At 72.4% G+C, this 22,509-nt stretch carries 19 protein-coding genes and 1 pseudogene; 4 read left to right on the top strand and 16 right to left on the bottom strand.

The genetic code is table 11. The annotated features are described in order from the left end of the window. Positions 1-3: 3 nt before the first annotated feature. Complete coding sequence (locus E1269_RS27920; protein WP_131900798.1) at positions 4-603, top strand: LysE/ArgO family amino acid transporter; 600 nt, start codon at positions 4-6, stop codon at positions 601-603. A 278-nt stretch (positions 604-881) separates the two neighbouring features. On the opposite strand, the gene E1269_RS34465 is transcribed toward E1269_RS27920, so the two are convergent. The 4 genes and pseudogenes from E1269_RS34465 to E1269_RS27905 all read right to left on the bottom strand — a co-directional run bounded on the left by E1269_RS34465 (position 882) and on the right by E1269_RS27905 (position 4,865). Next, positions 882-1,859 carry a glycerophosphodiester phosphodiesterase family protein gene (locus tag E1269_RS34465; protein ID WP_420810682.1) on the bottom strand — a complete coding sequence of 326 codons (978 nt, stop codon included), beginning with the start codon at positions 1,857-1,859 and terminating at the stop codon, positions 882-884. Positions 1,860-1,865: 6 nt separating this feature from the next. After that, positions 1,866-2,912: pseudogene (locus E1269_RS34460) on the bottom strand (glycerophosphodiester phosphodiesterase family protein); the annotation flags it as partial. Between the two features lie 67 nt (positions 2,913-2,979). Beyond that, positions 2,980-3,666 (bottom strand): response regulator transcription factor, encoded by a 687-nt coding sequence (locus tag E1269_RS27910; RefSeq protein WP_131900794.1) that lies wholly within the window; start codon positions 3,664-3,666, stop codon positions 2,980-2,982. After that, positions 3,663-4,865: a sensor histidine kinase gene (locus E1269_RS27905; protein WP_131900792.1), complete on the bottom strand. Its 1,203-nt coding sequence runs from the start codon at positions 4,863-4,865 to the stop codon at positions 3,663-3,665. Before E1269_RS27905 ends, E1269_RS27910 begins: the two co-directional genes overlap by 4 nt. 276 nt (positions 4,866-5,141) lie before the next feature. Between E1269_RS27905 and E1269_RS27900 the strand changes: the two genes are divergently transcribed. Genes E1269_RS27900 through E1269_RS27890 form a run of 3 tightly spaced genes read left to right on the top strand, consistent with a single transcriptional unit; the run spans position 5,142 to position 9,761 of the window. After that, positions 5,142-7,457 (top strand): MMPL family transporter, encoded by a 2,316-nt coding sequence (locus E1269_RS27900; protein WP_162606660.1) that lies wholly within the window; start codon positions 5,142-5,144, stop codon positions 7,455-7,457. Next, on the top strand, positions 7,450-7,851 hold the full coding sequence (locus tag E1269_RS27895) for a DUF6220 domain-containing protein (RefSeq protein WP_131900790.1): 402 nt from the start codon (positions 7,450-7,452) through the stop codon (positions 7,849-7,851). The genes E1269_RS27900 and E1269_RS27895 overlap by 8 nt, the downstream gene beginning before the upstream one ends. Continuing rightward, positions 7,848-9,761: a multicopper oxidase family protein gene (locus tag E1269_RS27890; RefSeq protein ID WP_131900789.1), complete on the top strand. Its 1,914-nt coding sequence runs from the start codon at positions 7,848-7,850 to the stop codon at positions 9,759-9,761. Before E1269_RS27895 ends, E1269_RS27890 begins: the two co-directional genes overlap by 4 nt. Positions 9,762-9,771: 10 nt before the next feature. Here E1269_RS27890 and ftsY read toward each other — a convergent pair whose 3' ends face one another. From ftsY to E1269_RS27830, 12 genes are all read right to left on the bottom strand, one after another. Beyond that, on the bottom strand, positions 9,772-10,953 hold the full coding sequence (ftsY, locus tag E1269_RS27885) for a signal recognition particle-docking protein FtsY (RefSeq protein WP_420810680.1): 1,182 nt from the start codon (positions 10,951-10,953) through the stop codon (positions 9,772-9,774). An 18-nt stretch (positions 10,954-10,971) separates the two neighbouring features. Further along, positions 10,972-11,205, bottom strand: a complete 234-nt coding sequence (locus E1269_RS27880) for a hypothetical protein (RefSeq protein WP_131900786.1) — start codon at positions 11,203-11,205, stop codon at positions 10,972-10,974. A gap of 109 nt (positions 11,206-11,314) precedes the next feature. Further along, the gene (locus tag E1269_RS27875) at positions 11,315-12,544 is read right to left on the bottom strand and encodes an ABC transporter ATP-binding protein (RefSeq protein WP_131900785.1); all 1,230 of its coding nucleotides are present in this window, start codon (positions 12,542-12,544) and stop codon (positions 11,315-11,317) included. A gap of 5 nt (positions 12,545-12,549) precedes the next feature. Next, positions 12,550-13,407: a carbohydrate ABC transporter permease gene (locus tag E1269_RS27870; protein WP_131900783.1), complete on the bottom strand. Its 858-nt coding sequence runs from the start codon at positions 13,405-13,407 to the stop codon at positions 12,550-12,552. Beyond that, positions 13,404-14,294, bottom strand: a complete 891-nt coding sequence (locus E1269_RS27865; protein ID WP_131900781.1) for a carbohydrate ABC transporter permease — start codon at positions 14,292-14,294, stop codon at positions 13,404-13,406. The genes E1269_RS27870 and E1269_RS27865 overlap by 4 nt, the downstream gene beginning before the upstream one ends. A 70-nt stretch (positions 14,295-14,364) precedes the next feature. After that, positions 14,365-15,645: an ABC transporter substrate-binding protein gene (locus E1269_RS27860; protein ID WP_131900779.1), complete on the bottom strand. Its 1,281-nt coding sequence runs from the start codon at positions 15,643-15,645 to the stop codon at positions 14,365-14,367. A 177-nt stretch (positions 15,646-15,822) separates the two neighbouring features. Continuing rightward, the gene (smc, locus tag E1269_RS27855) at positions 15,823-19,377 is read right to left on the bottom strand and encodes a chromosome segregation protein SMC (RefSeq protein WP_131900777.1); all 3,555 of its coding nucleotides are present in this window, start codon (positions 19,375-19,377) and stop codon (positions 15,823-15,825) included. 46 nt (positions 19,378-19,423) lie between these two features. Continuing rightward, positions 19,424-19,627 (bottom strand): hypothetical protein, encoded by a 204-nt coding sequence (locus tag E1269_RS27850; RefSeq protein ID WP_131900775.1) that lies wholly within the window; start codon positions 19,625-19,627, stop codon positions 19,424-19,426. A gap of 156 nt (positions 19,628-19,783) precedes the next feature. Continuing rightward, positions 19,784-20,644: a bifunctional DNA-formamidopyrimidine glycosylase/DNA-(apurinic or apyrimidinic site) lyase gene (gene mutM / locus E1269_RS27845; protein ID WP_131900773.1), complete on the bottom strand. Its 861-nt coding sequence runs from the start codon at positions 20,642-20,644 to the stop codon at positions 19,784-19,786. Next, on the bottom strand, positions 20,628-21,446 hold the full coding sequence (gene rnc / locus E1269_RS27840) for a ribonuclease III (protein ID WP_239001053.1): 819 nt from the start codon (positions 21,444-21,446) through the stop codon (positions 20,628-20,630). Before rnc ends, mutM begins: the two co-directional genes overlap by 17 nt. Positions 21,447-21,466: 20 nt before the next feature. Continuing rightward, positions 21,467-21,670 (bottom strand): 50S ribosomal protein L32, encoded by a 204-nt coding sequence (rpmF, locus tag E1269_RS27835; protein WP_131900771.1) that lies wholly within the window; start codon positions 21,668-21,670, stop codon positions 21,467-21,469. A gap of 122 nt (positions 21,671-21,792) precedes the next feature. Beyond that, a complete protein-coding gene (locus tag E1269_RS27830) occupies positions 21,793-22,392 on the bottom strand; it encodes a YceD family protein (RefSeq protein ID WP_420810681.1) in 600 nt (199 codons plus the stop codon). Between the last annotated feature and the right edge of the window lie 117 nt (positions 22,393-22,509).

Here is a 22,509-nt window from a genome sequence, read left to right as displayed (position 1 = left end):
AGCGTGTCCAGCGCCGCCGTCGGGTTCGTCACCTCCCTCACACTCATCGTCGCCATCGGTGCGCAGAACGCGTTCATCCTGCGCCAGGGGATCACCCGCCGGCACGTCGTCCCCGTGGTCGCGGTGTGCGCGGTGTCCGACGCGCTGCTGATCACCGCCGGGATCGCCGGCCTCGGCGCGGTCCTGACCGCGCACTCGTGGGCCGTGGACGTCGCCCGGTACGCGGGCGCGGCGTTCGTGCTCGGGTACGGGGCGCTGGCGGCCCGGCGGGCGCTGCGGCCGTCGTCGATGTCCGCGAGCGGCCGGTCGGCGACCACCGCCCGCGCCGCCGTCCTGGCCTGCCTCGGGTTCACCTTCCTCAACCCGCACGTGTACCTGGACACCGTCGTGCTGCTCGGCGCACTGGCCAACCAGCACGGCGACGACGGCCGCTGGCTCTACGGCGCCGGCGCCGTGACGGCGAGCCTGAGCTGGTTCGTCGCCCTGGGCTTCGGCGCCCGGACGCTGAGCCGGGTGTTCGAGCGTCCGCGCGCCTGGCAGGTCCTGGACGGCCTGATCGCCCTGGTGATGACCGCGATCGGCGCCGGTCTGCTGCTCGGCTGACGTCCCCAAGGCGGTCGTGCGAGCGGCATGCTGTGCGGCGCCGCGAACGGCTGGAACGGTGCGGGATCGCCGCGGCTTCGGGATGTGGCTTCGCTGCCCCCGCCGCCCGGTCAGCCGCGGCAGTCTCACACCGTGGCCTCGAAATGATCACGTTCAGCAGGATCCCCCGAGCCTCACCATGATTGCGAGCATGGTGCGACACGAGATCTCGTGCTGAACGTGATCATTTCGGGGGCACGCGCACCCACGGAAGCTGCGGACGAGCCTCACTCAGGAGGTCAGCGCAGGCCGTTGAGCTCGGCGACGTCGACCAGGGTGCCGGGGTCGTCGGTGATGATCCCGTCGACGCCGAGGTCGATGAGGTGCTGCATGGTGGCGGCGTCGTTGATGGTGTAGGGGACGACGGACAGACCCATCCGGTGCAGGCGGTCGATCTCCGGGCCGTGGAAGTAGGCCGGGTCCTGGCGCAGGTACCAGTCGTCGGAGGCCACAGTGCCCTGGTCCGGGTCGTGCACCTGCCAGTTCGCCGACACCGTCGTCGCACCGGCCATCCGGGTCATCCGGCCGACGTCGCCGACCCGCCACCAGTCGATGCCGGCGGTCCACGGGCTCTTCACCGAGGAGTCGCCGTAGACGGCCTGCAGGGAGCACTCGTCGGCCAGCGACCGGCACTCGTCCGGGCCGTACTGCCAGATCAGCGCGACGGTGTCGATCCGGCCGTCCAGCTGCTTGGCGTGGCGGATCGTGCGCCAGTCGAAGGACTGGATGGTGACGCGGTCGCGCAGGTTCGCCTCCTGGACCGCCTCCACCAGCGCGGCCGTGAACTCCCGGTAGGGCGCGGTGTCGTCGACCAGCGGGCTGATCTTCGTCTCGATGTTGAGCCGGATGTCGTCGCGGCCGCTCGCTCCGACCAGGTCGAAGACCTCGTCCAGCGTCGGGATGCCCGCGCCCGGCTCCGGCTGCTGCTCCGGCAGCGTCGTGAGCGTCCCACAGTCGATGGTCCGCAGCTGCGCCAGCGTGAGATCGCGGACGAGGTCGCCGACGTAGGGGAACTCGGGGTCACCGGGCGTGGCCGGCCCGGTGTCCTGGCAGTGCGAGCCGTTGACCGTCCGGTCATGGCTGACCACCAGTACACCATCCTCGGTGACGCCGGTGTCCAGCTCGAGCGTGGAGACGTCCGGGTTGGCCAGTGCGTGCTCGAAGGCGGGCAGGGTGTTCTCCGGACGGTCCCAGCGTCCGCCGCGGTGCGCCTGGATGTCGAACGGCGACGCGTGCGGTTCTGGCAGCCGGAAGCCGCGGTCGTCGAGCAGGCCGCGCAGCCGGTCCGGGTAGTCGGTGATGATGCCGTCCACGCCGTCGTCGATCAGCTTGCTCATGGTCGCGACGTCGTTGATGGTCCACGGGACGACCTCGATGCCGTTGCGGTGCGCATGGCGGACCAGGTCACGCGTGACGTACGGGACGTAGCCGGGGTCGTCCACCGAGCCGCCCTGCGGGAAGCCGTGCACCGGGGAGAACACGTCGGCGCCGAAGGACGCGATCGCGGCGATCGGGTCGTCGTCGAAGTCGTCGATGTCAATACCGCCCAGCCACGGCGACGCGCCGGGCCGGTCGACCTGGAGGAAGTCGTAGTTGGTCAGGGCGACCAGCGGCAGCTCCGGCGCGACCTCGCCCATGAGCATCAGCGCGCCCCAGTCGAAGGACTGGACGGTGACCTGCTTCTGCATCCCGGCGACGCGGACGTCCCGCGCGACGACGTCGACGAACTGCTCGCGTGGCGCGGTCTCGTGCGGCGCGCCGGCCTCGACCTTCGTCTCGATGTTGAGCGTCACGTCGTCGGCGTCGTGCCGCTCAACCAGGTCGAACACCTCGCTGAGCAGCGGCATGCCGGCACCGGGCACGACCTCCTGCTCCGGGTAGCCGGCCAGCTGCCGGCTGCCGCAGTCCAGCGTGCGCAGCTGAGCGAGGGTGAGGTCCTTGATGTAGCGCCCCTGCGCGTACGGGAACTGCGGGTCACCCGGGGTCACCGGCTCGGTGTCGGCGCACTTGGCCGGGTTGATGCGCCGGTCGTGGGTGACGACGGCGTACTCGTCGCGGGTGATCTGGACGTCCAGCTCCAGCGTCGAGACGCCGAGCTGCAGCGCGTTGCCGAACGACGCCAGCGTGCTCTCCGGCCGCAGCCCGAGCCCGCCGCGGTGCGCCTGCAGGTCGAACTCGCGATCCGGCGCCGCACCGGTAGGCGCGACCGGCAGCGCCGCCAGCATCAGGACGGAGACGGCGGCGGCCGTGCGCCAGGAAGTCTTCGACATGGCGCCGATCGTGTCCACGCCGGTTGAACGGTACGGGGTGGTTGATGGCGACGTGGGCGAAGCGGAGTCAACGTTTTGGTGACGTCACCGGGTCGACCAGGCCGGTCTGGTAGGCGATGACCACCAGCTGTGCGCGGTCGCGGGCGCCCAGCTTGATCATGGCGCGGCTCACGTGTGTCTTCGCGGTCGCCGGGCTGAGCGACAGCTCGGCGGCGATCTCGGCGTTGGACAGGCCGATGCCGACCAACGCCAGCACCTCGCGCTCGCGCTGCGTCAGCACACCGAGCCGGTCCTCGGCCACCTGGTGTGCGGCACGGCTGGCGGTGATCTGAGCGATCAGCCGCCTGGTGATCTTCGGTGCCAGCAGCGCCTCGCCGGCAGCCACCACCCGGATGGCGTGCAGGAGCTCCGCCGGGCCGGCGTCCTTGAGCAGGAACCCGCTCGCGCCCGCCTCGAGCGCGTCGAAGACGTACGCATCGGTGTCGTACGTGGTGAGGATCAGCACGTGCACGGAGTCCAGGCCCGCCGTGGCGGCGATCCGACGGGTGGCCTCGATGCCGTCGAGCACCGGCATCCGGATGTCCATGAGCACGACGTCGGGACGGTGCGCCCGGCACAGCTCGACGGCCTCCGCGCCGGTCGCGGCCTCACCCACCACCTCGATGTCGTCCTCGACGTCGAGCAGCACTCGGAAGCCCGCCCGCACCAGCACCTGGTCGTCGGCGAGCAGCACCTTCACCGGGGCGTCCGTCATGGCGTCGACGCGCCCACCCGCCGCAGCGGCAGCACCGCGTGCACCCGGAACCCCTCGCCCGCCGGCCCGGCCGTGAGCGTGCCGCCGAGCAGCTCGCACCGCTCGCGCATGCCGACGATGCCGCGACCCGGCGTGACCACTGTCCCGGCAAGACCGCTGCTGGCCGCTCCCCCGTCGTCGACGACCTCGATCTCCAGCTCGTCCGGACGATGCTCGACGGCGACGGTGACCCGCGCCGGCCCCGCGTGCCGGATGACGTTGGTGACCGCCTCCTGCACGATGCGGTACGCCGCCCGGTCCACGGCGCTGGGCAGTTCCCCGCCCGGGCCCGTCGCCACCACCGTCACGTCGAGACCCGCGCGCCGCGCCACCGCCGCCACCTCGTCCAGCGCGGCCAGGCTGGGGCCCGGCGCGCGCTCGTCGTCGTCGCCGCGCAACACCCCGAGGATGGCTCGCATCTCGCGCAGCGCCTGCGCGCTGGTCTGCTCGATGGTGACCAGGGTCTCGCGCGCGCGTTCCGGCCGCTTGTCCAGCACATGTGCCGTCACCCCGGCCTGGACGTTGATGATGGCGATGGCGTGCGCGACGGTGTCGTGGACCTCGCGGGCGATGCGCAGCCGCTCGGCGTCGACTCGGCGGCGCGCCTCCTCGTCGCGGGTCCGTTCGGCGACCTCGGCCCGCCGCTCGGCCTCGGCCGCGATGACCCGGCGCGACCGCACCGACTCGCCCAGCGCCGCGGCCATGATGGTGGCGCCGACCCGGAAGGCCAGCCAGCCGGCGGTGGCGGCGTCGAGGTCGGCGGCGATGAACCACGCGACGGTGAGGACGACGGCGCCGTTTCCCGCGATCACCAGCGACCGACGACCGTCGCCGTGCGCCGTCAGCGTGTACGTCGCCACGAACAGCGACAGCCAGCCCGGCCCGTCGGGGTAGTCGGCCAAGAAGTAGCTCATGCTGACCAGTCCGGTGGCGACGAAGACCGCGACCGGCCAGCGGCGACGCACGAACAGCAGCAGCCCGCTGAGGATCAGCAGCACATGGCCGCCGTAGCCGAGAGCGTCCAGCGGCCCTTCACTGGCCTCCGCGTCGTTGGCGATGGCCGAATGCGTACCCAGCACCTGCAGCAGCGTGACGAACGCCGCGAGCAGCCCATCCTGGGCCCGCGTCGACAGCGGACCGCGCCGCACCAGCCGCTCCATCTACTCGGTCACGCCCGCCTTCTCACTCACTCCGCGGCCGGCTCCGGCCCTCGGCACACCCCGCCGCACGCCCCGCCGCCCACTCCGTTCGCTCGTCGGCTCGCCGCTCCATGGCAGAGATCGTATCGGCGCTCCCGCACATCTGCGCCCGCCGGCGGGCGCAGGCGACTACTCCCCGTGGAGTACGCAGCACCCCGCCCGGCTGCGCCGAACCGCCGACCGGGAGGCGACCGCAGGCCGAAGACCGGGCGACCCCGCCAAACCATGATCGCTGCCATGACTCCTGTAGAGACAGAGGGCGACCGCCGGACAGGGCCGCTCGGCGACCCTCCGCCGGGGGCGCTCGACGTGCCCCCGCCGGGGCCGCTCGGCCGGCTCGCCGGCATCGCGTACCGGCGTCGAGGCCGCGTGCTCGTCGCGTGGGCGCTCGCACTGGCCGCCGCGTTCGGGCTGACCGCCGCGTTCGGCGGCGACTACGAGGCCGACTACACCATCTCCGGCTCGGACTCCGAGCTGGCCCAGGGGCTGCTGACCGACCGGTTCCCGGACCGCTCCGGCGAGCCGGTCGACGTGGTCGTCCACGCCGACGGCCCGGTGACCGACCCCGGTGTCCAGGCCGACGTCACCGCGCTGCTGGACGAGCTGCGCGAGCTGCCGCACGTCGCCGCCGTCGACGACCCCTACGTCACTCCCGGCGCGCTGGCACCGGACGAGCGGACCCTGCTCGCCCGCCTCAACCTGGACGTCGACGTTCCCGAGGACATGCCGGTCGCCGACACCGAGCGGCTGCTGGCCGCCGCCGAGGCCGCGGAACGTCCAGGCCTGGAGGTCGCGCTCGGCGGCGACACGATCCGGCTGGCCGAGGCGAGCGAGTTCGGCTCGGAGGTCGTCGGGCTGATCGCCGCCGCGGTGATCCTGCTGGTGACGTTCGGTTCGGTGGTCGCGGCCGGCCTGCCGATCGGGGTGGCGCTGGCCGGGCTCGCCGTCAGCGCGACGCTGACCGGGCTGGTCGCCGCCCTCATCGACGTGCCGGACTGGGCGCCGATCCTCGCCTCGGTCCTCGGTATCGCTCTGGGCATCGACTACGTGCTGCTCATGGTGACCCGGTTCCGCGAGTGGCGAGCCGCAGGGCTTGACGCGGAGCGCGCCACGGTGGCCACCCTCGACACCGCGGGGCGTGCGGTCATGGTGGCCGGCGGGACCGTGATGATCAGCATGTTCGGGCTGTTCGCGATGGGTCTGTCGTTCATGCAGGGCGCCGCCGTGGTCACGATGGTCGGGGTGCTGGTCGTGCTGGCCGCGGCGGCGACGCTGTTCCCCGCGTTCCTCGGGTTCGCCGGGAACTGGGTCGACCGGCTTCGGCTGCCCCTCGGGCGCCGGCGAGGCGGTGGCCGGCCGGTCCAGCTGGCCGCCGGCGGGCACGTCGAGCCGTCGGGCGCGTGGCTGCGGTGGAGCCGGCTGATCGAGCGGCGCAGCCGGCTCGCGGCCGTCGGCAGCATCGTCGTGCTGCTCGCGCTGGCGGTGCCGTTCCTGGGTGCCCGGTTCGGGTTCCCCGACGCCGGCAACGACCCCGACGACGCGTCCGCCCGGCAGGCCTACGACCTGGTCTCCGACGGCTTCGGCGCGGGGGCGAACGGCCCGCTGCTGCTGGTGGCCGACCTGACGACGACGGGGTCCGCGGCGGGCTCGCTCGACGCGGTGGCCGACGCCGTCGCCGCGACGCCGGGGGTCGCGGCCGTGCCGCCCGCCGTCGTCAACCCCGCCGGCGACGCCGCCTTGCTGACGGTGATCCCGCAGACCGGCCCGCAGGACGGCGCCACCGAGAACCTCGTGCACACCCTGCGCGACGACGTCCTGCCGGCGACCGGCCTGGACGTGCACGTGGGAGGCGTCACGGCGGCGGTCATCGACACCAACACCACCACCGCCGACCGGCTGCCGCTGCTCATCGGCGGCGTCGTCGCCGTGTCGATGGTGCTGCTGGTGCTGGCGTTCCGCAGCGTCACGATCATGCTGACGGCGGCCGTCATGAACCTGCTGTCGGTGGCGGCGGCCTACGGCGTCGTCGCGCTGGTGCTGGAGGGCGGCTGGGCCGGCGGGCTGGTCGGCATCGACACCGAGACGCCGATGCCGGCCTACGTGCCGGTGATGATGTTCGCGGTCCTGTTCGGGCTGTCGATGGACTACGAGGTCTTCCTCATCAGCCGGATGCGCGAGGCATGGGTGCGCACCGGCGACAACGCCCGCGCCATCGTGGAAGGGCTGGCCGGCACCGGCCGCGTCATCACCGCCGCCGCGGCGATCATGGTGACGGTCTTCGCCGCGCTGATCCCCAGCTCCGACGTCACCCTCAAGGCGATGGGTGTCGGCATGTCCGCGGCCATCCTCATCGACGCCACCGTCGTGCGGATGCTGCTGGTCCCGGCCGCCATGCACGTGCTCGGCCGGGCCAACTGGTGGGCGCCGGGCTGGCTGGATCGCCGGCTGCCCCAGCTGCACGTCGAGGGCCGTCCGGAGCTCTTCGCCCCGGACCTGCCGGCCACCACGGCGACCTCGGACACCCGCGGACTCGAAGGAGTACACCATGCGTAAGGTCTTCACCGGACTCGCCGGCCTGCTGCTGCTGGCGGTCGTCACCCAGTTCTTCCTGGCCGCGGTCGGCGCGTTCGACACCGGACCCGACGACGAGTCGTTCGACATACACCGGCAGCTGGGCTACGCCATCGTGCCGATGGCGCTGGTGCTGACGCTGGTCGGGGCGCTGGCCCGGATGCCGGGCCGGTTCGTTGCCCGGGCGGCGCTGGTGGCCGGGCTGGCGGTGCTCCAAGGGGTCATCGCCATGGTGGCCGACTCGACCAACGACGTCGTGTTCGGGCTGCATGCGCTCAACGCGTTGGCGATCACGGGGGCCGTGGGTGCGCTGCTGCGCGGCTCCCGTTCCCCGGCCCAGCCGTCGGCGTCCACGCCGGGGGCAGCTGCCGCGTGACGACCGGCCAGCTGATCGTCCTGGACCACGCCGTCGCCCTGCTCATGACGGCGGCGTGGCTCGCAGCCGGCGCCGTCGCGGTCTCCCGGCGGTTGGGCCCCGGCGCGGTGCGCCTGCTGGCCGGTGCGGCCGCGCTGGTGACGGTGGGACGGGCGGCGTCGGCGGCGGTGCTGGCGGAGCGCGGCTGGTGGTTCGTCCAGGAGAAGGCGCTGCTCGGGCCGCCGCTGCTGGTAGTGGTCGGCCTCGTGGCGCTGGCCGGTGCCGGGCCGGGCGTGACGCTGCTGGCGGCCGGGTACGCTGCGACGGCGCTGTTCGCGGTCACCATCGTCGCCGGCTACCCGCTGACGTGGAGCGCCGGGCTGCTCGCGGTGGCGGTGGTGCTGGTGGCGACGCTGGTCACCGTCCGCGCGACCACGGCGCCCGGCGGCGGAGTCCCGTCGCCCGGCCACGTCCTGCCGCGCCGCCGCTTCCTCGCCCTCACCGGCGGCGCGGTGGCCGCGGGGGTCGCCGGGACGGGGCTGGCCTTCCGGTCCGCGCCGGGGACGGTCACCGGCGGCGGCGCCGCCGCGGAGCACCAGGCGGGCGACGGCGTCCCTGTCACCACCCTGCGTGGCCCGGCGCAGCCGGCACCGGGCGGCGTCGTCCGCCAGCTCACCCTGACCGCCCGCACCGCGACCGTCGTGCTGGCCTCCGGGCAGGAGGTCGACGCGTGGACGTACGGCGGCGACCTGCCGGGCCCGCCGATCACCGCCGTCCACGGCGACCTCATCGAGGTGACGCTGCGCAACGACGACCTCGACGACGGCGTCACCCTGCACTGGCACGGCTACGACGTGCCGTGCGGCGAGGACGGCGCGCCCGGCGCCACCCAGGAGCCGGTGCCGCCCGGCGGCACCTTCACCTACCGGTTCCTCGCCGAGCAGGTGGGCACGTACTGGTACCACACGCACCAGGTGTCGCACCCCGCCGTGCGGCGCGGGCTGTTCGGGACGCTCGTGGTGACACCGCGCGACGAGGTGCCGGCCGACCTCGACCTCACGCTGCCGGTGCACACCTACGACGAGGTGCTGGCGATCGGCGCCGACGACGGCGTCGCCTCGCACGCCGCCGAGCCGGGCGCCGTCGTGCGGCTGCGGCTGCTCAACACCGACTCCGAGCCGCACCGGTTCGCGCTCACCGGCACCGCGTTCCGGCTGGCCGCGGTGGACGGGCGCGACCTGAACGGGCCCGGCGAGGTGGAGCGGCGGGCGCTGCGGCTGCCCGCCGGCGGGCGTTACGACCTGACGTTCCCCATGCCCGACGGGCCGGTGGCGCTGCTGGTCGACGACAGTGTCCGGCTACGGCTCGGCGCGCGGGTGGACGGCGACGGGGACGACGCGGCCGGCACCGGCGACTGGCCGGAGCTCGACCCGCTGGCCTACGGCGAGCCGGCGGCCGCCCCGTTCGACCTCGACACCGTGTACGACCGGCACTTCACGATGGTGCTGGACCGCGGTGTCGCGATGGTCGAGGGGCGGCCGACCTACGCGCACACCGTCGACGGGCGCGGCCACCCCTCGATCCCGGAGCAGCTGGTGGCCGAGGGCGACCTGGTGCGTTTGAGCGTCGTAAACCGGAGCCTGGAGACCCATCCCTGGCACCTGCACGGGCACGCCGTCCTGGTGCTCGCCCGCGACGGCGAGCCGGCCACCGGCAGCCCGCTGTGGGTCGACACGTTCGACGTCCAGCCGGGCGAGGTCTGGGACGTCGCGTTCGAGGCCACGAACCCGGGCGTGTGGATGAACCACTGTCACAACCTGCCGCACGCCGAAGAGGGGATGATGCTCCAGTTGCGCTACGACGGCGTCTTCGCCGACGTGGCCGGCGGCCACGGCAGCTCAGGCAGCGGCCACGGCGCCGGTCACCACTGACCGGCCGGCGTCAGCCCAGGATGCCGTCGACGAACGCCTCGGGGTCGAACGGGGCGAGGTCGTCCGGACCTTCACCGAGCCCGACCAGCTTGACTGGCACGCCCAGCTCGCGCTGGACCGCGACCACGATTCCGCCCTTCGCGGTGCCGTCGAGCTTGGTCAACACGATGCCGGTGACGTCGACCACCTCGCCGAACACGCGGGCCTGGACGAGTCCGTTCTGACCGGTGGTGGCATCGATGACGAGCAGCACCTCGTCGACCGCGCCGTGCTTCTCGATGACCCGCTTGACCTTCCCCAGCTCGTCCATGAGGCCGACCTTGGTCTGCAGGCGGCCGGCGGTGTCGACGATGACGGCGTCGACCTCCTGCTCGATGCCGGCCTTGACGGCGTCGAACGCGACGCTGGCCGGGTCGCCGCCCTCGGGCCCGCGGACCGTGGGGACGCCGACGCGGTCGCCCCACGTGGTGAGCTGGTCCGCGGCGGCGGCGCGGAAGGTGTCGGCGGCGCCGAGGACGACGTCGCGGTCCTCGGCCACCAGCACGCGGGCCAGCTTGCCGATCGTGGTGGTCTTGCCGGTGCCGTTGACGCCGACGACGAGCACGACCGCGGGCCGGCCGTCCTCGACGTGCCGCTCGGTGCGCAGCGTCCGGTCAAGCGACGGGTCGACTAGCGCCACGAGCTCCTCGCGCAGCACGGTGCGGGCGGCGTCGGGGCTGGCGATGCTCTCGACCCGGGCGCGGGTGCGCAGCCGGTCCACCAGCTCCTGGGTGGGCGTGACGCCGAGGTCGGCAGTCAGGAGGGTGTCCTCGATCTCTTCCCAGGTGTCCTCGTCGAGGCGTTCGCGGGAGAGCAGGCCGAGCAGCCCTTTGCCGAAACCGGACTGCGAGCGGGCCAGCCGGGAGCGGAGCCGGAGCAGCCGGCCGGCGGCGGGCTCGGGCCGCTCGATGACCGGCTCGACCGGTGCCTCCGCGGGCTCGGCCTCGGGCAGCTGGACGTCGCTGAGCGGGGTGCGCTGCTCCTCGACCGGCGCGGTGGCGTCGTCGCCGACCCCGGGCTGGTAGTCGACGCCGGGCCGCGGGGCGGGCGGGGCGACCTGACCCCGTCGGCGACGAGGAACCAGCAAGACCGCCAGGACGACGGCGAGAACGACGATGACCGCGGCGATGACGATGAACTCCACGGCGGCCATCTTTCCACGCCGGCAGCGCTACGAGGTGGCCGCGCTGGTGAGTCGCCGGGCCAGGCCGCGGCGCATCCGCCGCAGCGCTGTGAACGCCGCGTCGCGCCAGCCGTCCATGCGGACCAGCGCGAGGTACCGCCACCGGCGCATCCGGCGGCGCATCTGTGGAGAGTTCGCCAGGTGGTGGTAGAGCCCGACGACACCGAGCACGACCGTCGCCACCAACACGATGGCCAGCATGGCCACGACCACTGCCGTCATGCGACACCCCCATATGTCACAGCAGTAACAACCTTCACTTGAGTAACATCGACGGTAGCGTCTGTCACACCGTCCACTCCGGATGACGCACGGCGTGTCGATCAGGTTGCTACTGGAGGACCTCGCCGGTCGCGGGGTCGAAGAAATGCAGCCGGGCAGGGTCTATCGCGACGGCCATCGGCTCACCGACCGTCACCGGCGTGGTGGCCGGCAGGCGGGCGGTGAACGTGGCCCGGTCCAGCGGGACGAGGAGCGCGTCGTCCTCCGCCTGCGCGTCGACCGCGGCGCGGGTGGCGTCGGTGTCCACCCGGGGCGCGTCGACGTCGAAGATCACGAACCGTTCGTCGCCGAGGTCCTCGACGATGGCCGGCGTCACCGTGAGCCTCGGCGCGCCGTCCTCGGACGCGACCGACAGCGACGTCGGCCGCATCCCCAGGATCACCCGGCGCCCCCCGTCCGCCAGCGGCGACCCGGGCGGCAGTGGGATCCGTACGCCGGCGAACGAGACCGCACCGGCGTCGACGGTCGCGTGGACGAAGTTCATCGAGGGCGACCCGATGAAGGCGGCGACGAAGAGGTTCACCGGGTGATGGAACAGCGCCTGGGGCGTGTCGACCTGCTGCAGGACACCGTCGCGCAGGACCGCCACCCGCTGCCCCAGCGTCATCGCCTCGGTCTGGTCGTGGGTGACGTAGACGGTCGTGACGCCCAGGCGCTTGTGCAGCAGCGTCAGCTGGGCCCGCATGCTGACCCGCAGCTTGGCGTCGAGGTTGGACAGCGGCTCGTCCATGAGGAAGATCTGCGGCTCCCGGACGATCGCCCGGCCCATCGCGACCCGCTGCCGCTGCCCGCCGGACAGGGCGGCCGGTCGCCGGTCGAGCAGGTGCTCCAGGCCGAGGATCTGGGCGACCTCGTCGACGCGGCGGGCACGCTCCTCCTTCGGCACCCTGCGCATCCGCAGACCGAAGCCGATGTTGCCGCGGACCGTCATCCTCGGGTACAGGGCATAGCTCTGGAACACCATCGCGACGTCGCGCTGCTGGGGCAGCTGGGTGGTGACGTCCTTGTCGCCGATGTGGATGCGGCCGGAGCTGACCTCCTCCAGCCCGGCGATCATCCGCAGCAGGGTGGACTTGCCGCAGCCGGACGGGCCCACCAGCACGACGAACTCCCCCGGCGCCACCGTGAGCGTCACGTCCCTGATCGCCTGGACGCCGCCGCGGAAGTGCTTCGAGACCTGGTCGAGGCGGACGCCGGCCGGCTCGCGCCCCGCGAGCTCGGCGGTGAGCGCGTCGGCGGCCGCCGCGGCGGCCCGCCCCTCTGAGGTCTTCTCGCTCATGCCACTCACCCCTTCAGCGCGCCGGCCATGAGCCCGCGCATGAAGAACCGGCCCATCAGGACATAGACGAGCAGCGTCGGGATGCTGGCCAGCAGCGCGGCCGCCATCGCCTCGTGGAACGGCACGACCTGGCCGCCGGCGATGTTGTTCAGCGCGACGGTGACCGGCCAGCTGTCCGTCGACGTGAGCACCAGGCCGAACAGGAAGTCGTTCCAGGCCGACGTGAACTGCCAGATCACCGCGACCGCGAACGCCGGCAGCGCGATCGGCAGCGCGACGAACACCAGCGTGCGGATCATGCCGGCCCCGTCGACCTGTGCGGAGTCGATCAGCTCGTCGGAGATCGTGACGAAGTAGCTGCGGAAGATCAGCGTGGTGATCGGCAGGCCGTAGATGATGTGCACCAGGATCAGCCCACTCAGCCCGCCCACCATGTTCCAGTCGGTCAGCAGCTCCCGCATCGGGATGAGGATCGCCTGGTACGGGATGAACATGCCGAACAGGATCAGCGGGAAGACGACGTCCGCGCCCGGGAAGCGCCACTTGGCCAGCACGAAGCCGTTCGCCGCACCCAGCAGCGACGAGATGATGCTGGCCGGCAGCGCCATCAGGACGCTGTTGCGGAAGCCGGGCTCCAGCGTCGGCCACACCTCGCCGAACGTGTCCACCGAGAACGAGTCCGGCAGGTTCCACATCCGCGACGGGCTGACCTGCGCCGGGTCCTTCATCGCGGTGACCAGCAGCACGTACACCGGGATGAGGAACACGCAGACCAGCGCGAACAGCACGAGGTAGCGGACCGTGGTGACGTACGGCGCCCAGCGCGAGCGGATCCTCGTGGAAGTCTCGGAGGTGGTCGTCATCGCCGGCGCTCCGATCGGACCGAGTACCAGATGTAGGGGACGATCACCAGCGCTATGCCCAGGACGAGCAGCGTCGCGATGGCCGCGCCGATCGAGAAGTTGAGACCCTCGAACGTCGTGAACCACATGTACAGCGCCGGGGTCTCGATCTTCCGGCTCTTGGCGTCCATGGCGTAGATCAGGTCGAACGTCTTCAGGGAGATGTGGGCGAGGATGACGATCGCGCTCATCACCACCGGCAGCAACATCGGCCTGATCACGTGCCAGAACGCCTTCGCCTCGCTCGCGCCGTCCACCCGCGCGGCCTCGCGCAGGTCGTCGGAGACGCCGCGCATGCCGGCGAGGAACAGCGCCATGATGTAGCCGACGAGCGCCCAGCCGGCGGCGATAGCGACCGACGCGACCGCCCAGTACGAGTCGGCCTTGAACCAGTCGTTGGCTAGGAAGCCCAGTCCGACGCTGTCGAACAGCTTGTTCAGGCCGGTCTCCTGGGCACCGGAGGCGTTGCTCATCAGCCAGCGCCAGATGATTGCCGTCGCGATGAACGAGATGGCCATCGGGAACAGGAAGACGGTGCGGAAGAACGCCTCGCCGCGGATGCCCCGCTCCAGCAGCAGCGCCAGCAGGAACCCGAAGATCAGCGTCCCCGCCACGAACACCACCGTGAAGACCACGACGTTCTGCACGCCGTCGATGAACCGGGTGTCGCCGGCCAGCCGCCGGTAGTTGTCGAGACCGGCGAAGTCGTACGTGGCGCGCAGGCCGCGCCAGTCGCTCAGGGAGACCCGCAGGTTCCAGCCGAGGAACCCGTACACGAAGACACCGATGGCCACCAACGACGGGGCGACGAGCAGCGCCGCCGGGCCCCATTTGCGGATACGGAGCATGTGGACTCCTGACCCCTCGGAGCCGGCCCCGCGGAGGTGGGCCGCGGGACCGGCCGGCGAGGTGATGGACTCACTGGTTCGCCTCGTACGCCTCCTTCACCGCCGACGCGAACTGGGCGCTGTCGCCGCTGGCGACGAACTCGCCCAGTGCGGAGTCGATGTCGGTGTTGAACGCACCACCGGCGACGACGCCGTGCGCCAGGGAACCGACCAGCTCGATCTCGGGATCGTTCCAGTCCGTCAGCGGCATCGCCAGGTAGTCGGTGTACAGCGCCGGGTCGGCGTCCGTGCGTGCCGGGATGGACCCCTTGATCGGGTTGAAGGTGTCCTGGCCCTCCTGCGAGCCGGCCAGCCGCAACCACTCGATCGCGAGGTCGCGGTGCGGCGCGCCCTCCGGCAGCGTGAAGCTGTCGGAGAGGAAGTTGAAGATGCCTTCCGTGCCCGGCGACGTCGTCACGCCGTACTCGGTCTCGAAGGCCAGGCCCTGAGCGGTGGCGAAGTACGTGTTCGCCCAGTCGCCCATGACGTTGTACGCGGCGTCGCCCTCGATGATCGGGTCGATCGCGGGCTGCCAATCCGCCGCCGCCTCACCGAGGTTGCTGTGCGAGAGCACCTCGGTGAACGTGTCCAGCGCCGCCACGACCTCCGAGGACTCCCAGTCGGTCGAGCCGTCCCACAGCCCGGAGTACGCCTCCGCGCCCAGCTCGCCCAGCAGCACGTTCTCCAGCAGGTGCTTCTGGGTCCACGACGGACCGATGGTCAGCGGGATCTTGCCGGCCGCCTCCAGTGTGGCCGCCTGCTGCAGGAACTCGTCCCAGCTGGTCGGCGGGGCGGTGATGCCGGCCTCGGCCAGCACCGCCGGGTTGTACCAGAGCAGGTTCGACCGGTGGATGTTCACCGGCACCGAGTAGATTCTGTCGTCCACCGTGATGAGGTCGAGCATGTCCTGCGGGAAGACGTCCCGCCAGCCCTCCTCGTCGTACAGCCAGGTCAGGTCCTCCACGAGACCGGCCTCGATGTCCGGCTGCAGCTCGGCACCCACGTGCCGCTGATAGGAGTCCGGCGGGTCGCCGGCCTGCAGGCGTGTGGTCAGCACGGCCTGCGCGTTCGTCCCGGCACCGCCGGCCACCGCGGCGTCGGTGATCTCGACGTCCGGGTTCTGCTCGGCGAACAGGTCGAGGAGCGCCTGCTTGCCCTCGGAGTCACCGGCGCCGGTCCACCAGGAGAAGAACTCGAATTCCGTGCTGGCCTGACCGGTGTCGCCGCCAGCCGGCTCGTCGCCGCCATCGTCGTCGTCACCGCACGAGGCGAGGGCAAGCGACGCGGCGGCCACCACTGCGGCCAGGGCCATACCTTTCCGGCGAAGAGAAGACACCATTGTCGATTCCCCCTCACGAAGGTTGACAGCCCTCGGCGAGCAGGCAGGTCACCCGCGCGCTCCGACGTGATGCCCCGTCACCGAGGAGCAGTTGTGTGACCAGTGAACCAGCTAAAACACCGCCCGACCAGGGGTCGGATGGCCCGGCGGTCAGACCGGCTCGGACTCGCGGATGCGCTGGCTGATCACCGCCGTGACGCCGTCACCGCGCATGGACACCCCGTACAGCGCGTCGGCGATCTCCATCGTCCGCTTCTGGTGGGTGATGACGATGAGCTGACTGCGTTCGCGCAGCTCCTCGTAGATGCCCAGCAGCCGGCCGAGGTTGGTGTCGTCCAGGGCGGCCTCGACCTCGTCCAGGATGTAGAACGGGCTGGGCCGCGCCTTGAACAGCGCCACCAGGAACGCCACCGCCACCAGCGACCGCTCGCCGCCGGACAGCAGCGACAGCCGCTTCACCTTTTTGCCGGGAGGACGCGCCTCGACGTCGATGCCGGTGGTCAGCAGGTCGTCGGGCTCGGTGAGCACCAGGCGGCCCTCGCCGCCGGGGAACAGCCGTGAGAACACGTCGGCGAACTCGCGCGCGGTGTCCTCGAACGCCGACGCGAACACCTGCTGGACGCGGTCGTCGACCTCCTTGACGATGTCGAGCAGGTCGCGCCGGGTGTTCTTGAGGTCCTCCAGCTGCTCGGTGAGGAACGCGTGCCGCTCCTCCAGCGCCGCGAACTCCTCCAGCGCCAGCGGGTTGACCTTGCCCAGCGCGGTCAGCCCGCGCTCGGCCGCCTTCATCCGTTTGAGCTGCTGTTCGCGGACGAACGGGACCGGCTCGCGCGGCTCGCCGTCGTCGTCCGGCGGCACCGGGATGAGCAGGTGCGGCCCGTACTCGTCGACCAGCGTGGCGGGGTCCACCCCCAGCTCCTCGACCGCCTTGGTCTCCAGCGCCTCCACCCGCATCCGGTGCTCGGCGCGAGCCAGCTCGTCGCGGTGGACGGTGGACGTGATCTCGTCGAGCTCGTCGCTGAGGGTGCGCACCCGGGCGCGCTCCTCACCCAGCGCGGTGTCGCGCTCCGCGCGGGTCCGCTCGGCCTCGTCGCGCTCGGCCGCGGCCTGCTCCAGCGACCGCTCTAGGTGCTCCAGGACGACGGCGGCGCCGCGGGCGACGGCGGCGGCCACCCGGGCCTGTTCGGTGCGCTGCCGGGCCGCGGCGACGGCGGCCGCGCGGGCGTCGCGCTCGCGCTGCGCCGTGCGCTCCAGGCTCTCGGCCCGTCCCGCCAGCGCGCGGGTCCGCTCCTCGCCGGTGCGCAGCGCCAGCCGGGCCTCGGTCTCGGCCTGCCGGGCGGATCGGGCGGCCTCGACCAGCCGGTCGCGTTCGTCGGCCGACGGCTCGACGGCGTCGTCGGCAGTCTCCTCCGCGGCGGAGAGACGCTCCTCCATCTCGGCCAGGCCGGTGAGGTCGCGGTCGCGGGCCTCCTCGGCCTGTGCGACCTGCGTGGCGAGCCGCTCGGCCTCCTCGGCGGCCGCCCGCGCGGTGCCGCCGAGCCGGCCGAGCTTCTCGGCGACCGCGGACAGCTCGGCGTCGGACTCGCGTAACCGGGTCAGCGCGGCCGCCTCGGCGGCCGCCGCCTCGGCACGGGCGCGCTCGGCGGCGGCGAGCTTGCGGGCGAGGTCCTCGGCCTTGCCGGTGGCCACGGCCAGCCGGTCCGCGGCCTCGTCGACGGCCGCCTGCAGCTCCAGCAGGCTGGGGGCGGTGGAAGAGCCACCGAAGGCGCGGTCGCGGCCGAGCAGATCGCCGTCGCGGGTGACCGCGACCAGCTCCGGCAGCTCGGCGACCAGCGCCCGGGCCGCGGCGAGGTCGTCGACGGCGGCCATGCCGCGCAGCGAGTTGGTCAGCGCCGGACGCAGCTCGGCCGGCGCGGTGACGAGGTCGACGACGTAGCGCAGCCCGGCCGGCAGCGGCTGCCACGAGCCGGGGTCGTCGTAGGGCGCGCCGCCGACGAGCAGCCCCGCCTGGCCGAGGTCGTCCTGGCGCAGCAGCCGCAGCGCCGCGACGGCGTCGTCCACGGAGCCGACCGCGACCGCGTCGGAGGCCGCGCCCAGCGCCGTCGCGACCGCGGCCTCCCAGCCCGGCTCGACGGTCAGCAGGGCGGCGACGGAGCCGAGGACGCCGGACAGCCGGTCAGACGCGGCCAGCAGCGCCTCCGAGCCGTCTTTGCGAGTGAGGCCCATCTGCAGCGCCTCGTGCCGCGCGGCCAGCGCCGCCCGCTCGCGCTCGGCGCCGCGCTCGTCCTCGCGCAGCCGGCGCAGAGCGTCGTCGGCGTCGGCCAGCGCCTTCGCGGCACGCTCGTGCTCGACGTCCAGCTGGCCGTCGTCGCCGACCTGCAGGCCGGCGATGGTGGTCTCGAGGGCGGTGAAGTCGTGCTCGGCCTGTGCGGCGCGGCGCAGCGCCTCCTCGCGGGCGGCGGTGAGCCGGGCCAGCTCCGCCTCGGCGGCCGCGGCCCGCCGGCGCAGGCCCTCCAGCTGCCCGGACAGCCGGGCCAGCCCTTCGCGGCGGTCCGCGGTGGCACGTGCGGCCGCTGCCAGCCGGCGCTCCTCGGTCTCCGCGGCGTCCTCGGCGATGCGGCGGTTCTCCATCGCGTCGTCCAGCGCCTCGCGAGCGGCGCTGATCTGCTCCTCGAGCTCGGCCTCCTGCTCGCGGACGGCGGCAGCCTCGCGCTCCAGTGCGTCCGGGTCGCGCCCGGAGCCACCGGCGTCGATCGGCGCGGCCAGGTGCCGGGCCCGCTCGGCGGCCAGCGACGCCGTACCGCGCACCCGCTCTCGCAGGCCGGACAGGCGGTACCAGGCATCGGAAGCACGCGACAGCAGCGGCGCAACCTCCTTGGCCTGCGCCTCCAGCCGCGCCTCGGCCGCGCGGGCCTGCTCCAGCGCACGGGCCAGCTCGGCCTGCCGGGCTTTCAGCGCGGTCTCGTCGGCGACCTCCTGCTCGAGGTTGGCGCGGGCCTGCACCAGCTCGTCGGCGAGCAGCCGCAGCCGGGAGTCGCGCAGGTCGGCCTGGATGACGGCGGCCTTGCGGGCCAGCTCGGCCTGCCGGCCCAGCGGGCCCAGCTGGCGGCGGAGCTCGGCGGTGAGGTCCTGCACCCGGGTGAGGTTGGCCTGCATCGCCTCGAGCTTGCGCAGCGCCTTCTCCTTGCGCTTGCGGTGCTTGAGGACGCCGGCGGCCTCTTCGACGAAGCCGCGGCGGTCCTCCGGCGTGGCCGACAGGACGGCGTCGAGCTGCCCCTGGCCGACGATGACGTGCATCTCGCGGCCGATGCCGGAGTCGGACAACAGCTCCTGCACATCGAGCAGGCGGCAACTCTGGCCGTTGATGGCGTACTCGGAGCCGCCGTTGCGGAACATCGTCCGCGAGATGGTGACCTCGGAGTACTCGATGGGGAGCGCGCCGTCGGCGTTGTCGATGGTGAGGACGACCTCGGCGCGGCCGAGCGCGGGGCGGCCCGCCGTCCCGGCGAAGATGACGTCCTCCATCTTGCCGCCGCGCAGGCTCTTCGCGCCTTGCTCGCCCATGACCCAGGCCAGGGCGTCGACGACGTTGGACTTGCCCGAGCCGTTGGGCCCGACCACACACGTGATGCCGGGTTCCAGGCGCAGCGTCGTTGACGACGCGAAGGACTTGAAACCCCGTAGCGTCAAGCTCTTCAGGTGCACAGACCGACTCCCCTGGATTTGGGGGTCAGCCTACAACCGCGGACCCTCAGGTCAGCGCAGGTTGCGGAACCTGAGTGTCGTCGAGGGCGAGCCGGCCGTGCTCGACAGCCGCCTCGGCGAGCTGATCGTTCTCGGTCTGGAGCCGCAGGATCTGCGCCTCGAGGTCGGTCACCCGCCTGCGCAGACGCTGTACCTCGGTCGCAAGCCTTGGATCAGTTCCCCCGACATAACCCAACAGCGCCTTCGCCATTGTCGAAGCCCTCCACACAGGCCTTGAAGAAAAAATGATCATTGTGAGCGCCGCGGCGGGCAAGCCTGACAAGAGACGCACAGGCCGCAGCTCTAAACAGCATCTCACCAGGTAGGCCGGTCGGTCAACACGTTCGGGTGTTTCGCTGATCACGTCTCACCAGCGTCCGTGCCGTGGTCGCGGTTGACAGGTCGGACACGTGTACGACGAGCGGTTCATGAACGGGTCGCGGCGGATCGGCGTTGCGCACCGTCGGCAGGGTTGTCCGGCCCGTCCGTAGACGTTCAGCGACCGGTCGAAGTACCCGCTGTCGCCGTTGACGTCGACGTACAGGCTGTCGAAGGACGTGCCGCCGTGCCGCAACGCCTCGCCCATGACCTCGCGCACCGCTGCCAGCAGCCGGGCGACGTCCGGGCGGCGCAGCGTCTCGGTCGCCCGCGCGTAGTGCAGCCGGGCCCGCCACAGCGCCTCGTCGGCGTAGATGTTGCCGACGCCGGAGACCAGCGACTGGTCCAGCAGGGCACGCTTCACGCCCGTGCGGCGCCGGCGCAGGGACTGGCGGAACGCTTCGTCGTCGAAGAGCGGGTCGAGCGGGTCCGGCGCGATGTGCGCGATGGGCACCGGCACGCCGTCGGCACCGATGGTGACGACCGCCAGGCCGCCGAACGTGCGCTGGTCGACGAAGCGCAGCTCGGGGTCGCCGTCGGCGAACACCACTCGCACCCGCAGGTGCGGCTCGTCCGGCACAGCGGCCGGCTGGACCAGCAGCTGCCCGCTCATGCCGAGGTGTCCCAGCAGCGCGTGGACGCCGTCGTCGAGCGGCAGCCAGAGGTACTTGCCGCGGCGCAGCGCAGCGGTCAGCGATGTGTTCTCGAGCAGGCCGGCGAAGTCGGCGGCCCCGGCGACGTGGCGGCGGATGGCGCGCTCGTGCCCGACGTCGACGCGGGTGATGACGCGGCCGAGGACGTGCGCGGCCAGGCCCCGGCGGACGACCTCGACCTCAGGAAGTTCGGGCACCGTCGCTGCCCGGCACGGCGGAGCTGTTCCGCGCTGACGTGGCGGCCCCGGCGGTCGTCGTCTGGGCGGTGGCCGTCTGCGCGCTCGCCGTCCGGGCGGTCGCGGGCTCGGCGGCCTCGCTCAGCGCCTTCCAGGCCAGCTCGGCCGCGCGCGCCTCGGCCTCCTTCTTGCTGCGCCCGGTGCCGGCGCCGCGGACCTGGCCGCTGACGACGACTTCGGCGGTGAAGGTCTTGGCGTGGTCGGGGCCGTCCTCGGCGATGCGGTACTCCGGGACGCCGAGGCCGTGCCGGGATGTGAGCTCCTGCAGCGAGGTCTTCCAGTCCAGGCCGGCACCGAGCAGCGCCGACGCCTCGATGAGGTCGTCGACCAGGCGGTGCACGAACGCCGCGGTGTCGGCGAGCCCGTGGTCGAGGAAGACCGCCCCGATGATGGCCTCGACGGTGTCGGCCAGGATCGAGGACTTGTCGCGGCCGCCCGTGGTCTCCTCACCACGCCCGAGCCGGACGAACCGGCCGAGCTCGAGGTCGCGGGCGACCGAAGCCAGCGCCCGCATGTTGACCACCGCGGCACGCAGCTTCGCCAGCTGCCCCTCGGACAGGTCCGGATGCAGCCGGTACAGCGTCTCGGTGACGACCAGCCCGAGGACGGCATCGCCGAGGAACTCCAGCCGCTCGTTGGTGGGCAGGCCGCCGTTCTCGTAGGCGAACGAGCGGTGCGTCAGGGCGAGCTGGAGCAGCTCGGGATCGACAGGCACGCCAAGACGCCCCTCCAGCACGGACAGGGGTGGGGTCTCGGCCGTCACGGGGAGCTCCTGACGAACCCTCAGGCGTCGCCGACCTGGCGACCGTTGTACTCGCGGAACAGTGGCGTGCCCTGGGAGTCCTCGACCACGTGGGCGCGGTGCGCGACGACCCAGGTGGTGCGCCCGTTGACGGTGCGCTTCTGGACCTGCGGCAGCTTCGCCTTCCACTGCGAACGGCGGTGGCGGGTGTTGCTGCGCGACATCTTCCGCTTCGGGACGGCCACGGCTGGATTCCTTTCCCTTGTGAGACTCGCCGCCGCCTACGACCTCGCGGTCGGCACGTGGCTCGTTCTCTCTTTTTCTCGTGAGACTCGCCGCCGCCTACGACCTCGCGGTCGGCACGTGGCTAGTTCTCTTCCGTCGGGCCGGCCCTCGTCGAGCCGGACTCTTTCGTTTCGTCGGCGAGCAGCCCGGCCAGGGCCGCCCACCGTGGGTCGGTGGACTCGTGCGCGTGGTCCGGGTCGTCAGCGAACCGGGCGCCGCAGACCGGGCACAGGCCCGGACAGTCGGGCCGGCAGGTCGGCGACTGCGGCAGCGCCAGCACCACCGCGTCCCGGATCGGCTGCTCGAGGTCGACCATGTCGTCCTCGACACGCATCTCGTCGTCGTCGGTCTCGGTGTCGGGGTCGTCGGCCCGCTCCGGGTAGACGTACAGCTCCTGGATCTCGGCCACGACCTCGCCGCCGATGGAGTCCAGGCACCGCACGCACTCACCCTCGAAGCGGGCTCGCACCGTGCCAGATACCAGCACGCCCTCCATGACCGCGTCGAGCCGCAGGTTCAGCTCGACGTCGGCCCTTTCGGGCACTCCGACCACGCCGCCAAGGCCGAGATCGCCAGGCGCCGGCACCGTCCGCGTGACCCGCTGGGTCGAGCCAGGCCGGCGTCCGAGCTCGTGGGTGACGAGGACGAACGGCGCGCGCGGATCGAGCGTGCTCAGCGTGATCAACTCTCGTGCGGTGTGGGCATGCCAATCTCGACCTCGAGGTGAGGCCGACGCCCAAGACTACCGGACCAGCGCCCAGTGCCCAAACCCGCCGCGCCACCCCGCACCACCCCGCAT

The sequence above is a fragment of the Jiangella asiatica genome (assembly GCF_004349065.1).
GTDB lineage: Bacteria > Actinomycetota > Actinomycetes > Jiangellales > Jiangellaceae > Jiangella > Jiangella asiatica.
The sequence above is the reverse complement of the archived record's forward strand: the minus strand, read 5'-3'. Positions and strand labels throughout refer to the sequence as shown.

Excerpts from the sequence above, each read along its gene's own strand:
- E1269_RS27910 (WP_131900794.1), bottom strand. The coding sequence starts at position 3,666 with ATGACGGACGCCCCGGTGAAGGTGCTGCTCGCCGACGACCAGGTGCTG.
- E1269_RS27905 (WP_131900792.1), bottom strand. The coding sequence starts at position 4,865 with ATGGAGCGGCTGGTGCGGCGCGGTCCGCTGTCGACGCGGGCCCAGGAT.
- E1269_RS27900 (WP_162606660.1), top strand. The coding sequence starts at position 5,142 with ATGACTCCTGTAGAGACAGAGGGCGACCGCCGGACAGGGCCGCTCGGC.
- E1269_RS27895 (WP_131900790.1), top strand. The coding sequence starts at position 7,450 with ATGCGTAAGGTCTTCACCGGACTCGCCGGCCTGCTGCTGCTGGCGGTC.
- ftsY (WP_420810680.1), bottom strand. The coding sequence starts at position 10,953 with ATGGCCGCCGTGGAGTTCATCGTCATCGCCGCGGTCATCGTCGTTCTC.
- E1269_RS27880 (WP_131900786.1), bottom strand. The coding sequence starts at position 11,205 with ATGACGGCAGTGGTCGTGGCCATGCTGGCCATCGTGTTGGTGGCGACG.
- E1269_RS27875 (WP_131900785.1), bottom strand. The coding sequence starts at position 12,544 with ATGAGCGAGAAGACCTCAGAGGGGCGGGCCGCCGCGGCGGCCGCCGAC.
- E1269_RS27870 (WP_131900783.1), bottom strand. The coding sequence starts at position 13,407 with ATGACGACCACCTCCGAGACTTCCACGAGGATCCGCTCGCGCTGGGCG.
- E1269_RS27865 (WP_131900781.1), bottom strand. The coding sequence starts at position 14,294 with ATGCTCCGTATCCGCAAATGGGGCCCGGCGGCGCTGCTCGTCGCCCCG.
- E1269_RS27860 (WP_131900779.1), bottom strand. The coding sequence starts at position 15,645 with ATGGCCCTGGCCGCAGTGGTGGCCGCCGCGTCGCTTGCCCTCGCCTCG.
- E1269_RS27850 (WP_131900775.1), bottom strand. The coding sequence starts at position 19,627 with ATGGCGAAGGCGCTGTTGGGTTATGTCGGGGGAACTGATCCAAGGCTT.